The organism is Holdemanella sp., assembly GCF_056804935.1.
Window position 1 is genome coordinate 1 of the sequence record NZ_DBMEXE010000027.1, and the last position, 12,370, is coordinate 12,370.

General features: G+C 35.7%; 15 protein-coding genes. 13 read left to right on the forward strand and 2 right to left on the reverse strand.

Annotated features, from left to right (window positions below; all coding sequences use genetic code 11):
• Window positions 1-27 precede the first annotated feature (27 nt).
• Window positions 28-1,251 carry an RNA polymerase sigma factor RpoD gene (gene rpoD / locus ACZQCL_RS02475; protein ID WP_482481779.1) on the forward strand — a complete coding sequence of 408 codons (1,224 nt, stop codon included), beginning with the start codon at window positions 28-30 and terminating at the stop codon, window positions 1,249-1,251.
• Window positions 1,251-1,904, forward strand: coding sequence for a tRNA (adenine(22)-N(1))-methyltransferase (locus ACZQCL_RS02480; RefSeq protein WP_331865780.1), 654 nt, complete (start codon window positions 1,251-1,253; stop codon window positions 1,902-1,904). The genes rpoD and ACZQCL_RS02480 overlap by 1 nt, the downstream gene beginning before the upstream one ends.
• On the opposite strand, the gene ispH is transcribed toward ACZQCL_RS02480, so the two are convergent.
• On the reverse strand, window positions 1,889-2,788 hold the full coding sequence (ispH, locus tag ACZQCL_RS02485) for a 4-hydroxy-3-methylbut-2-enyl diphosphate reductase (RefSeq protein WP_482481774.1): 900 nt from the start codon (window positions 2,786-2,788) through the stop codon (window positions 1,889-1,891). The genes ACZQCL_RS02480 and ispH overlap by 16 nt on opposite strands.
• 81 nt (window positions 2,789-2,869) lie before the next feature.
• On the opposite strand from ispH, the gene ACZQCL_RS02490 reads away from it, so the two are divergent.
• Window positions 2,870-4,192 carry a DEAD/DEAH box helicase gene (locus ACZQCL_RS02490; RefSeq protein ID WP_227991821.1) on the forward strand — a complete coding sequence of 441 codons (1,323 nt, stop codon included), beginning with the start codon at window positions 2,870-2,872 and terminating at the stop codon, window positions 4,190-4,192.
• Window positions 4,189-5,028 carry a deoxyribonuclease IV gene (locus ACZQCL_RS02495; protein ID WP_482481775.1) on the forward strand — a complete coding sequence of 280 codons (840 nt, stop codon included), beginning with the start codon at window positions 4,189-4,191 and terminating at the stop codon, window positions 5,026-5,028. The genes ACZQCL_RS02490 and ACZQCL_RS02495 overlap by 4 nt, the downstream gene beginning before the upstream one ends.
• A 6-nt stretch (window positions 5,029-5,034) precedes the next feature.
• Here the strand turns inward: ACZQCL_RS02495 and ispG are convergent, their stop codons facing one another.
• Window positions 5,035-6,084, reverse strand: a complete 1,050-nt coding sequence (ispG, locus tag ACZQCL_RS02500; RefSeq protein ID WP_337531744.1) for a flavodoxin-dependent (E)-4-hydroxy-3-methylbut-2-enyl-diphosphate synthase — start codon at window positions 6,082-6,084, stop codon at window positions 5,035-5,037.
• Window positions 6,085-6,186: 102 nt separating this feature from the next.
• On the opposite strand from ispG, the gene ACZQCL_RS02505 reads away from it, so the two are divergent.
• The 9 genes from ACZQCL_RS02505 (at window position 6,187) to ACZQCL_RS02545 (ending at window position 12,284) form a co-directional block, all read left to right on the forward strand.
• Window positions 6,187-8,262: a peptidoglycan D,D-transpeptidase FtsI family protein gene (locus ACZQCL_RS02505; protein WP_482481776.1), complete on the forward strand. Its 2,076-nt coding sequence runs from the start codon at window positions 6,187-6,189 to the stop codon at window positions 8,260-8,262.
• A gap of 79 nt (window positions 8,263-8,341) precedes the next feature.
• Window positions 8,342-8,491: a 50S ribosomal protein L33 gene (gene rpmG / locus ACZQCL_RS02510; protein WP_003864966.1), complete on the forward strand. Its 150-nt coding sequence runs from the start codon at window positions 8,342-8,344 to the stop codon at window positions 8,489-8,491.
• Between the two features lie 39 nt (window positions 8,492-8,530).
• Window positions 8,531-9,154: an MBL fold metallo-hydrolase gene (locus ACZQCL_RS02515; protein ID WP_418273083.1), complete on the forward strand. Its 624-nt coding sequence runs from the start codon at window positions 8,531-8,533 to the stop codon at window positions 9,152-9,154.
• 43 nt (window positions 9,155-9,197) lie between these two features.
• On the forward strand, window positions 9,198-10,190 hold the full coding sequence (locus ACZQCL_RS02520) for an ATPase, T2SS/T4P/T4SS family (RefSeq protein WP_333881672.1): 993 nt from the start codon (window positions 9,198-9,200) through the stop codon (window positions 10,188-10,190).
• A complete protein-coding gene (locus tag ACZQCL_RS02525; protein WP_482481777.1) occupies window positions 10,150-11,097 on the forward strand; it encodes a hypothetical protein in 948 nt (315 codons plus the stop codon). Before ACZQCL_RS02520 ends, ACZQCL_RS02525 begins: the two co-directional genes overlap by 41 nt.
• Window positions 11,098-11,111: 14 nt before the next feature.
• On the forward strand, window positions 11,112-11,411 hold the full coding sequence (comGC, locus tag ACZQCL_RS02530; protein WP_117571621.1) for a competence type IV pilus major pilin ComGC: 300 nt from the start codon (window positions 11,112-11,114) through the stop codon (window positions 11,409-11,411).
• The gene (locus tag ACZQCL_RS02535; RefSeq protein ID WP_482481778.1) at window positions 11,389-11,781 is read left to right on the forward strand and encodes a prepilin-type N-terminal cleavage/methylation domain-containing protein; all 393 of its coding nucleotides are present in this window, start codon (window positions 11,389-11,391) and stop codon (window positions 11,779-11,781) included. The genes comGC and ACZQCL_RS02535 overlap by 23 nt, the downstream gene beginning before the upstream one ends.
• The gene (locus tag ACZQCL_RS02540) at window positions 11,768-11,929 is read left to right on the forward strand and encodes a hypothetical protein (protein WP_158567574.1); all 162 of its coding nucleotides are present in this window, start codon (window positions 11,768-11,770) and stop codon (window positions 11,927-11,929) included. The genes ACZQCL_RS02535 and ACZQCL_RS02540 overlap by 14 nt, the downstream gene beginning before the upstream one ends.
• Window positions 11,892-12,284 (forward strand): prepilin-type N-terminal cleavage/methylation domain-containing protein, encoded by a 393-nt coding sequence (locus tag ACZQCL_RS02545; RefSeq protein WP_154555198.1) that lies wholly within the window; start codon window positions 11,892-11,894, stop codon window positions 12,282-12,284. The genes ACZQCL_RS02540 and ACZQCL_RS02545 overlap by 38 nt, the downstream gene beginning before the upstream one ends.
• Window positions 12,285-12,370 lie beyond the last annotated feature (86 nt).

Sequence of the window (12,370 nt, forward strand, 5' to 3'; positions counted from 1 at the left end):
TCTTACATCGAAAGGAAGGATGAAAGTATGGCAAATGAAAAATTAAAGTTTACAAGCTTAGAAGAGGCAAAAGAATTCTTGCTGAAGAGTAAAGAGGAAAATGCCGATGTTTCCCAAAAACAATTCTTAGATGCGGTAAGTGCTTTAAATTTAGATGATGATACAATGGACGATCTATATAACTGGATCGACGAAAACTTAATCGAATTTATCGATGGGGAAGAATTAGATGAGGATGAAGTCTTAGACGATGATCTAAGCGACGAGGATTTGGACGAAGAAGATTCGATTGCGGAAGAAATTTCGCAATTGGAAAAAACATTCGCCAATGCATCCCATGCCAAAATCAATGACCCTGTTAAGATGTATCTAAAAGAAATTGGTCAAATTCCATTGTTGGATCCAAAAGAAGAGCCCATCATTGCTCGTCAGATCCAAGAAGGGGAAGAAGCCAAAGAAGCGATGAAAAACCCTGATTTAAGTAATGAAGAGAAAAAGAAACTCGCAAAAGTCATTGCGGATGGTGAACAAGCCAAACAAACGTTGATTTCTTCAAACCTTCGTTTGGTTGTATCAATCGCTAAAAAATATGTAGGACGTGGCATGTTGTTCTTGGATTTGATTCAAGAAGGAAACTGTGGTCTAATCAAAGCTGTTGAAAAATTTGACTACACAAAAGGATTCAAATTCTCAACATATGCGACATGGTGGATTCGTCAATCTATTACACGTGCAATCGCAGACCAGGCACGTACCATTCGTATTCCCGTACACATGGTTGAAACGATCAATAAACTAACACGTATTCAACGTCAATTGGTGCAAGATTTAGGTCGTGATCCATTACCAGAAGAAATTGCCGAAAAGATGGAGAATATTTCAGCGGAAAAGGTTCGTGAAATCCAAAAGATTGCATTAGATCCAGTCAGTCTAGAAACACCAATCGGTGAAGAAGACGACTCTCACTTAGGTGACTTCATTGAAGATAAAGATACATTGTCTCCAGATGATTATACAAACAACCAATTATTAAAAGACGAAATCAATGCCGTTCTACAAGGTCTTACAGAACGTGAAGAAAAAGTATTGCGTTTGCGTTTTGGCTTGTTAGATGGAAGAACTCGTACACTTGAAGAAGTTGGTAAAGAATTTAACGTAACACGTGAACGTATTCGTCAGATTGAAGCCAAGGCATTACGTAAATTGAAAAATCCAAATCGCTGCAAGCGTTTAAGAGATTTCGTAAAATAATGATACCTTGTTCGAATCGAATTCAAGAAATATTAGAATGGGTGAATGGAGAGTGCATTGCGGACATTGGCTGTGATCATGCCTACGTTGTCTGCAACGCCATTCTGAATCATCAATCTAAAAAAGGCTATGCCTGTGATGTGGCACAAGGGCCATTAGATAATGCCAAGAAAACGATTGAAGAGAATCACTTATCCGATTTGGTATCTTGTCGATTATTAGATGGCATTCAAGGCTTAGAAAGCGATGTAGACCAAATCATTATTTGTGGCATGGGAGGAAAACTCATTATCGATATCCTATCAAAGGGAAATTTGTATCGTGGTTTACGTCTTCTATTATCTTGTCATAAAGATGATTTTGCCTTACGAGAATATTTACACGATCATCACATTCATATTGTGAAAGAAAAAATGATTTATGATCATGGACACTACTATCCTATTCTTGATTGTGTTTGCGAAGATAAGGAACAAGAGGTTTCTACATCCCAACTTTACTTTGGTGTAAACATGCTTATTGATGAAACATATGCAGCGTATTTAGATTTTGAAGAGAATAAGTATAAAAATATTCTTTCCAAAGTCAATAAGCCTGAATTTATTGAAAAAATTGAATATATAAAAGAAATCCGTACTCAGAGAATTTCCTGAATACGGATTTTTGGCTTTTCCATATCGAAAGATAAATAATCTTTGACTTGATTCGTTAAATACGTAGGCGTACTTGCACCACTCGTAATCGCAATCGTAGTATATTTTTCAAAATCTTTCTTATCAATATCTTCGACCGTTTGAATCGAGAAGACATGTTCAATGCCAGCCTGTTTTCCAATATCAACAAGTTTTTGCGAGTTGTTACTTGTTGGATCTCCTACGACAATCAAACAATCGACGTTTTTTAAATCTAAGATAGCTTGTTGCCGAACACGCGTAGCGTTACAAATCTCATCGTGGAAGAGGGCATTCGGGTATAAGCGTCTAATCTTTTCAAACGTATCCTTCAATTCATAGATTGACATCGTAGTCTGGTTTGTCACAAAGATCTTTGAAGTACTCACTTTAGGAATCTCTTTATGTGGCTCAATCAAATGCACATGCTCACTCATTGTATAAATCGATTCGGCTTCGGGGTGTTTATTTTTACCAATATAGAAAATGGTATACTCTTCATCTAAATATTGCTTCACAATCTTTTGTGTTTGAAGTACAAATGGACAACTCGCATCCACCAAAATCAATCCTTTTTCTTTGGCCTTTTCATAGACTTTAGGACTGACGCCATGCGCTGTAAAGATCACAATGCCTTCATGGATTTCATCTAATAACTCCACGCGTGTCTTTGTCTTATCTTCAATGGTATCAATGGAATAATATTGAAGCGCTTTTTTGACATATTGATTATGCACTAGATTACCCAATATGGTAATCTTTTGATCTGGATATTGAATTCTTGTTTTTTTGGCGGTTTCAATGGCTTTTAAAACCCCACCGCAATAGCCCTGAGGCTTGACTATAATGATATTTTGTGTTTCCATGTATACATTATGCCCTAATTTTTTGTATTTGTAAAATGGGAAGAATTTTGGGATAATACTAAAGTAAAGGATGTGAAAATTATGAATAATCGTATTCAAGAAATAATGGATTTAGAACATTTTAAAACTTTAACACCGATTCAAGAACAGGTGTTAAATCGTAAAAATAAAAATAGAGATATCATTGGTGTATCAAGTACAGGATCAGGAAAGTCACACGCTTTCTTTATGCCTATCTTTGAGATGCTAGACTTTGATCAAGACTGCGTACAAGCTGTTATTTCAGCTCCAACTAGAGAACTTGCATACCAATTGTATGATCGTTGTCGTAAGATTGCCAAACACTTTAATGTACGCGTGAAATTAGTCACAGGTGGTATGGAAAAAGTGACACAAATGGAAAAGCAGCCACAAATCGTCATTGGTACGCCTGGAAGAATGAAAGACATGTTTATTAAAGATAATGTCTTGCGTTTGGATACGGCTAAAATTGTCGTAATCGATGAAGCGGATATGACATTAGAATTTGGTTTCTTAGAAGATATTGATGAAATTCTATCGAAGATGGATAAGAAGGTTCAAATGATGGTTTTCTCGGCAACCATTCCAGAATCTTTACAACCATTCTTAAAGAAATATTTATATGATCCAGAATTTATTGAAATCAAAAAGGAAGAAGCTTTCCAAAGTGATGTAAAACACATTTTAGTTCCTTGTAAGCATAAGAGCTACGAACAAAAGATCTTAGACGTACTTCCATGTATTCAACCTTATGTATGTTTGATTTTTGCGAATACTACGCTAGAAGCCCAAAATATTGCGAACACCATGCGTGAAAATGGTTATGATCTAGTCGAACTTCACTCAGGTCTTGAATCGCGTGCACGTATGCAGGCCATTAAAATGATTCAAAGCCAGAAGAAAAGCTACATTGTCGCCAGCGATATTGCCAGTCGTGGAATTGACTTAGAAGGAATTACGCACGTTATTAGTTGTGGATTCCCAAAAGATTTAAAATTCTACATCCACCGTGCAGGTCGTACCGGAAGAGCGAGTCGTGATGGACAATGTATCGCTTTATATAAAGAAAGTGATACGAAATCAATTCAGTCATTAATCAAACAAGGTATTGAATTTGAACATCAGGATGTAAAGAATAAACAATTTGTAGATTTGAAACCATATGTGAACAAGCGTCCTATGAAAAAGGATGAATTCCATGAGGAAGTGGAAAAAATCGTTCACAAGAAAAAGAAAGTAAAACCAAACTATAAGAAAAGACAACGCCAGGAAATTGATCGTATGAAACGTAGAAAGCGTCGTGAAATGATTAAGTCGGATATTAAGCGCCAACAAAAAGAGCGTGCGAAAGAAAGACAACGCCAAAAAGGAATGGACGTATGATCTATTTAGGTAGTCACGTATCTTTTAAAGCTCCAAATTACTTTAAAGGTGCTATTGAAGAAGCACTATCCTATGGAGCGAATGCCTGTATGATTTATACGGGTCCTCCAAGTAATACGCGTCGTGTGGACGTATCTAAATTAAAGATAGTAGAAGCCAAAGACTATATGGCTGAACACAATTTTTCTATCGATCGCGTGATTGTACATGCACCGTATATCATTAACTTGGCTAATGCTCTAAAACCAGAAACAGCCCAGTTTGGTCAAGACTTTTTAAAGACGGAGTTAGAGCGTGTTTCTCAAATTGGTGCAAAAACACTTGTACTGCATCCAGGAAGTCATGTAGGAGCGGGTATGGATGTAGGTATTGAATGGATTATCAATGGTTTAAATGAAGTGTTAGATCATGATGATACAGAAGTTAAGATTGCCCTAGAAACGATGGCTGGAAAAGGGAATGAGTGTGGCTTTACCTTTGAACAGTTAGCCAAGATCTATGCAGGAATCCATAAAAAATCGCGTATTGGCTATTGTATGGATACATGTCATATTTGGGATGCCGGGTATGATATTACGCATTTTGATGAAGTTTTAGATCAATTTGATTCTATTTTAGGTTTAGAGAATCTTTTATGTATGCATATCAATGATTCTAAGAATCCACTCGGTGCACATAAGGATCGGCATGAAAATTTAGGCAAAGGCTATATAGGCTTTGATGTATTGCACTCCATTGTGCATCATCCTAAATTAGAACATGTCACAAAAATATTAGAGACACCTTTTATTGATGGAAAGGCGCCTTATAAAGAAGAAATCTCAGCTTTGCGCTGAGATTTTTTAAAATTTATCAATTTCTTCCTTTAAACGAGCCACAATTTGTTCTTGAGGAATCTTTTCAATGATTTTACCCTTCTTGATTAATAACCCCTCTTTTTTGCCGCCCGCAATGGCGATGTCGGCATGTTTTGCTTCTCCTGGACCATTGACAGCACATCCCATGATGGCGACTGTGACATCTTTGTTGACGGTTTGAAGATAGCTTTCAATTTCATTTACGGCCGGCTCCATATCCCATTGTGTACGTCCACAAGTTGGACATGCGATTAGATTCGGTACGTTTTGAATCAATTTACAATCTTTTAATAATTCTTTGACAATTGGAATTTCTTTTTCAGGAGCCCCATTCACACTAATACGAATCGTATTTCCAATACCTTCATTTAATAATGTACCTAAAGCTAAGCTGGACTTAATGGCACTTGTCATTGTAGTACCAGCTTCGGTTACACCTAAGTGTAGTGGGTAATCAAAGGTTTGGGCAGCCAAGCGATAGGCTTCAATACAAAGTAATGGATCACTAGATTTAAAAGATAATACCGTATCATAGAAATCGAGATCTTCTAGAATTTGTACATGTCTTTTAGCACTTTCAATCATACCTTGGGCTGTTGGCTTACCATATTTTTCGTGAATATCCTTTTCTAAAGAACCACCATTGATTCCAATACGAATCGGAATGTGTTTTTCTTTACACGCCTTCACAACCTTTTCTACATTTTCTCTAGCCCCAATATTACCTGGATTTAAACGAATCTTATCTGCGCCTGCCTCAATACATGCCAAGGCTAAACGATAATCAAAATGAATATCGGCTACTAATGGAATATGAATTTGTTTCTTAATGTCTTTAATGGCTTTGGCATCCTCCATATCCATACAGCTGACACGAATCAATTCGCATCCCATTTTTTCTAGGTTTAAAATTTGTTTGGCAACTTCATCGGCCTTTTTAGTCTCTATGTTACACATAGATTGAATAATGACGTGATTATTATGTCCAATTTCAAGATTTCCTACTTTTACTTGACGAGTTTCTGTTCTTTTCATAGACAACCTCCATGACTAAAGTATACGCCATTCCTTCTTTTTTTTCCATTTCATCTTGGAAACGTGTATAATATATATTGTTTCGTACAAAGGGGGATCCAATTGAAAAAGAGTAGAAAAACATTGAAAAGGGCAAATCAAAATGTATCTGTTGATCAAGTCATTTCCAATCGTATATTGATACTTACACTCACAATAGTCGTGTGTTTCTTGGTCATCTTTTTACGATTGTTTTATCTGCAGATCATTTCATATAATGACTATACCGCAAAGCGTGAAGACTATACGTCCATCAAACAATATACATCGGCACCTCGAGGCCAGATTTATGATTGTAAGGGAAGAATCTTAGCTAAAACAGTAGTCAGTCACAATATCGTTTTTACTTCACCCAATAATTTTGATGAAGATGACTATGAACTGTATGCCAAGCGTATTGTAAAAGTCTTCAGTGTCAGTGCTAAAGATTTTACGGATGAAGATAAAAAACAAGCGTATATCACATACAAATCATTCTTATCACCTAGTGATAGTGAATATGCCGCCAATCATTTATTGACTGCTAAAGAATTGAAACAATATAAAAATGGGGCATGGGGTGATGATGCTGAAAGTAAAAGATATCAAATTTTAATGAATCGTATTGGTAAGAAACAAATTGGAGAAATGTCTCAGGCTGATCTAAAGATGTGTGTCATCTACCAAAGGATGGTGGCCAACCAAAGTACAGGTCAAGAAAATGTTGTATTGGAAGATGTCAGTGATGATGATGTCGCGTATTTAGTGGAACATAAAACGGATTTTCCTGGTTTTGACGTTGATTTTGGAGGCTGGAAACGCGAATATCCATATGGCGAATCTTTATCCGACGTTTTAGGTAGTGTTACTACAAGCACCCAAGGATTACCAAGTGAACTTGCCAGTTATTATCTGTCTAAAGGTTATCAATATAATGCGAGTGTTGGAAAATCGGGCCTAGAATATCAATATAATGACTTACTAGCAGGAACTCCAGAAATTGCCAAGATCACCTATGATTCAAAGGGGCTAGCGCAAAAAGAAGTGATCCAGGAAGCCAAAAAAGGATATGACATTCATTTGTCAATTGATATAGATCTTCAATCTACATTAGATAATGTATTAAAGAATACTTTGAGTGAGAATGGGGGTACGAAAAATCGTGAAAACTTCCAATCTTTATTTACGACTGTTTTAAATTCAAAAGATGGTTCGGTACTTGCGATGTCTGGCTATCAAATGGATCTAGATACCAAAGAAATGACCTACTTTGCCTCTGGTAACTATATGTCTTTAGTGAACCCCGGATCTTGTATCAAAGGGGCTACTGTCTATATGGGTGAGAGTGAACATGTCGTAAGTCCAGGTGAAGTGATTGTCGATAAAGTTATGAATATTGGTGGTCAGGAATTTGGTTCGTATGAAGACTATGGACCTGTTGATGATGTATCTGCACTACAAGTAAGTAGTAACGTTTATATGTTTAATGTAGCCATTCGTTTAGCCGGTTCAAGTTATGTAGAAAAAGAACCATTAGCTGTGGCAGACCTTCAAGGTACGCTAAATTTAATGCGTTCTTATTATTCGATGTTTGGCCTAGGCAATAAGACGGGTGTGGATGTGCCAAATGAATCGAGCTCTTATATGGGTTATGGTTCTGAACCAGGTATGTTACTAAACTATTCGATTGGTCAGTTTGATATGTATACACCACTTCAATTGGCAACTTATGGTACAACCATTGCCTCAGGCGGTAATTTATATGAACCACACTTTATGGCCTATGCGACAGAAGTCAATTCGAGTGAAGTAGTTGTGAGTAATGGCAAAAAAATTAAATCTACATTACCTGAAAAGAATGCACAATATTTAGAGCGTGTGCAACAAGGATTTAGAGCCTGTGTATCTTCTGGCTATTGTGGGGATGAGCTAAAGGATATTGGCGTGGAAGTATCGGCTAAAACAGGTACAGCAGAAGTTGACGACTATACAACCGCAAACCTAGTTGGATATGCACCAAGTTCGTCTCCAACGATGTCTTTTGCGTGCTTGGCACCGACTTCTTCAATGAATACTAAGAGCGTTGCACCAAACATTTGTACAACGGCTGTTATGCCAGAAGTGGTAAAAAAATATTTTGAATTGTATCCAGCAAGTTAAAATTTTGAAAATGACTTGAAATTGACTTGTAAGTTATGCTAGAATCAACTAGTAATTACTAATGTGAGGAGGACTGAACATGAGAGATCGTATTACATTTAAGTGCTCTGTTTGCGGTGAAGAAAATTATATTGGTACAAGAAATAAGAAAAAACATCCTGAACGTATGACTGTTAAAAAATATTGTCCAAAATGCAATCAGCAGACTGAACATAAGGAGAAAAAGTAAGAAAGACCGTTTTATTCGGTCTTTTTTATGTATTAGACTATGAAAGTACTTCAACAACCCTTAGGACCTGTACAGGCGAATTGTTATTTGGTGATGGAAAATCATCATGCTATCTTGATTGATCCTGCAGATATGTATCCAAACCTTGAATTTATTTTAAAAGAAAATGAATGCACTCTAGAAGCCATTATTTTAACACATGCTCACTTTGATCATATTTCAGGCGTAGATAAGATTGTGGATGCATTCCATTGCGATGTGTATTTAAATCCCAATGAATTTGATTTTCTTCAAGATCCTGATTTAAATTCATCTTCTGCCTTCTATATGGATGTTACATGTGTCGCAAAATGTAAACCCATTTTAGAAGGAAAGAACACCATTGCAGGATTTGATATAGAAGCCATGTATTGTCCAGGACATTCCATCGGTTCAACTGTATTAAAAATTAAAGATTGTTTATTTACTGGAGATGTTTTATTTCAAGGATCTATTGGAAGAATGGATTTGGCAACAGGCTCTGTATCTAGTATGAAACAATCTCTAAAAAAATTGGTTCAATTAGACAAGGATTATAAAGTGTATCCAGGTCATGGCCCATCCACTTCTTTATCGCAAGAGAAAAAATGGAACGAAAGTTTAAAATATGCAGAAATTTATTAGAATTTCTGCTTTTTTTTTCGTATATGAGAAGGGGTGATAAAAAATGGATGATTTATTACAAGATCTCATTGCGTATGCGATTGAAAAAAAGGCAAGTGATATTCATTTTGTTGTACAGAATCAAAAACTTCAGATTAAACTTCGAACGCAAAATGATATGTTAGATGTCTACCAAGATATTTGGCAGCCCGCATTCTTTGAGTATCTCAAGTTCATTTCTAGAATGGATCTTACCAGTCCATATGTTCCACAGAGTGGCCAATTCAAAATTTTACTTCATAATCACGAAATCTTTTGTCGTTTCAGTATGCTGAATAATCATAACGTGCAAACGGGTGTTATTCGAATGTTGAATACGATGCATGCGATTGAACTAAATGCTTTATCTTTATGGAAAGAAGATACGCATTTTTTCAATTCACTTGTGCCATTAAGACAAGGCCTTGTCATCAGTGTAGGTCCTACCAATAGTGGAAAGACCACGACGCTACATGCCTTGCTTCATGAGATTGCCAAAACCAAGAAGCATAAAGTGGTGAGTCTTGAAGATCCCATTGAGATTGAGGATGATTCTTACTTGCAGCTGCAGATCAATGAAAGTATGGGATTTACCTATGATGTCGGTATTGAACAATTGTTGCGGCATGATCCTGACATCATTTGTATTGGTGAAACAAGGAACAGCTATACCGCAAAGATGGTCTTGAGAGCGAGTTTAACCGGTCACTTTGTTTTTACGAGTATTCATGCCAAAGATGGAAAGGAGTGTATTCGTCGTCTTGAAGATCTAGGTGTATCTAAGAAAGATCTGGCTAGTGTTTGTACGGCCATTATTTCGCAACGCCTATATTCTAGAGGTGACTCTAAGGTATGTGTTTATGAAATCATGGATCAAAAAACGTTGCAGTATGTCTTGGAACACGGAAGGTATCCAAAAGAATTTAAAACTTTATCTAAAAAGATTACAGAAGGTATTGAAAAAGGATATATCGTGGATGCCCAGGCAAAATACGATAGTCTTAGTTTATCGGGATGAAATTGAACAATTTGCGATGTTGATGAATCAAGGCTTGCCATTAGATACATTGATTCATTTAACGTTTAAAAAGGATGAAGAAATCATAACGTATTTAAAAGAAGGGATGAGTCTTCAAGAAATATTTACTCTAAATCAAAAGAAATTGTATTTTAAATATTTGCGAATTCTATCTGGAAAATTAAATTTAAGTGATGCGTTGGATTGCGTAAATAAAATTGAGAAAAGTTCGAATACTTTTTTTGAAACACTTTTAAAGAAGATTAGCTATCCGTTCTTTTTATTGATCTTTGCGTTCTTTATGATTCTATTCTTTTCAGACTATGTCCTTGCTCAAATGAAAGACTACATTTCAAATAGAATGGTATTTGTGTTTATCCATCTATTAAAGTGGGGGTTTGGATTTGCGATTCTATCCATGATCTTCTATTTGTTTCTTTATTATGTATTGTTTTATAAATACAATTCGAAAATGAAATGTCCATTTCAGTTAATGAAAAAAATGATATCGCTCCAATTTGTATGTATGTATCAAGCTTTAGACAAGTCTTATACTTCGACACAGGAAATTTTAGAAACATTAGCGTGTATGGATTTTAGTGTTGTTGGAAAGGTTTCAAATGAAATTCTTGTATATTTAAAACATGGAAAGAGTCTAGAAGAAAGTTTTCTAGAAATCGAAGTGTTTGATTCGGATTTTAAAAAGATGTTGGTCTATGCCTTAACGAGCAACCAAATGCACGTCTTTTTTGACTTGTACATGAAGAAATGCATTCTAGATCTAGAAAAGTCTGTCAAGAAGATATCGACGGGTATTCAATTGTTTTCGTATATGAGTATTGGAATCTTAGTTTTGATTGTCTATCAAATTATGATGATGCCACTCAATATGTTAAATCAATTCTAAAAGGAGAAAGAAAAATGGAAAAGAAAAATGGTTTTACAATACTTGAAATGATGATTGTGATGTTAATTGTTGCGCTACTTTTATTGATCACACTTCCAAATATTCAACAAAAAGAAAAAATCATTCGTAATAAGGGGTGTGAAGCTTTACTTGAAATTGTCAACTCGCAAATCATGTTGTATGAAATCGATCAATTAGAAACGCCAACCAGCGTGCAGGAATTGATTGATTTTGGTTATTTAAAAAAAGGACAGGATACATGTCCGGATCATAGTAAAGTGGTGATCGTAGATGGGCAAGCCGTATCCCAATAAGAATGGATTTACCCTTGTTGAAATGTTAGTGGTGCTGCTTATTGTTTCTATGCTTGGATTTGGGCTTTCTACAAAGATGCACTCTTCTTTATATGTGTTTATGAAAAATCTGCAGACTCTATGTATTACGGCGCAGGAAAAAGCGTATGTAAAACATCGAAAAGTGTATGTTGAAATTGGTGATTCGATCTATATGGATGAAGTTGAATATGGAATACCACATGATATTGCGTGTGATCATGTATCTTTTTACTACAATGCCAAGGGCAACATGTCTAAGGCTATGTCACTTCATTGTCAAAATGCATCGAGTCAAATGAAACTTGTTTTCCAGGTTGGAGCTGGGAGGGTTCGTCTTGAAAAAGAATAATGGCTTTTTACTCGAAGATGCCTTGTTTGCGTTCTTTGTGATTTTGGTTTGTGCAAGTCTTATATTGAATGGTATTTATACTTTATATTTCCAAAGGAATCTAAAGATTGATGAAAAAATTGAAAAGAAATGGTTTTACTCTGATTGAAGCTTTGTTGGCATTGTTTATCACAAGTTTAGTCAGCTTATTAGGCTGTATGCTTATGCGTTGTGCTTTGCACTTTGCCCATATGGATGTGGATACGCAGAATCAATTTGCGGTTTTACAATTAAGAAGAGAACTTGCACAATCAAATGATTTGAAAATAGAATCGGACTGTCTAAGTTATATTTTAAATCATGAAAAGAAAGTCTTGTATTTTGATAAGCATCGCATTGTAAAGAGTCCTGGCTATGAAATCTATATGGAACAAATTGATGAGGCTATATTTTATAAGAAAGAAGATGGATATTATGTTTGGTTCAAAAAGAAGAATAAAACCTATGACTTTGAACTCTATTAATGGGTATGCGAGTGAAGTAAGTTTAGTGTGTTTATTTCTAGTGCTTCAGATTGTATCCTTTTTATCGTTGAGTACCCTTCAAAATG